Origin of the sequence: Janthinobacterium sp. JC611 (assembly GCF_018682595.1) — a bacterium.
Taxonomy (GTDB): Bacteria; Pseudomonadota; Gammaproteobacteria; order Burkholderiales; family Burkholderiaceae_D; genus Janthinobacterium.
This window is the reverse complement of sequence record NZ_JAFLJN010000031.1, coordinates 1-277: the sequence shown is the minus strand read 5'-3', so window position 1 is coordinate 277 and position 277 is coordinate 1. Positions and strand designations below refer to the sequence as shown.

Sequence of the window (277 nt, the reverse complement as noted above, 5' to 3'; positions counted from 1 at the left end):
CGGCCTCTTTTCCCTGATAGCTCAGTTGGTAGAGCGACGGACTGTTAATCCGCAGGTCCCTGGTTCGAGTCCAGGTCGGGGAGCCAGAACATGTAGTTGCGAAAGGCCACGTTAAAAAACGTGGCCTTTTTGTTTGCGCCGCCGGGCCAGCTTGAGAGCAAGATAAGATTTTCCCTATGGGAATCTGGACAGCGCCAAGTTTGGCCTATATAATACGGCCTCTTTTCCCTGATAGCTCAGTTGGTAGAGCGACGGACTGTTAATCCGCAGGTCCCTG

1 tRNA gene is annotated in these 277 nt (G+C 53.1%); it reads left to right on the top strand.

Annotation, left to right across the window (positions count from 1 at the left end):
• The first annotated feature begins 10 nt into the window (after nucleotides 1-10).
• A tRNA-Asn gene (locus J0O65_RS20025) sits at nucleotides 11-86 on the top strand.
• The last annotated feature ends 191 nt before the right edge of the window (nucleotides 87-277 follow it).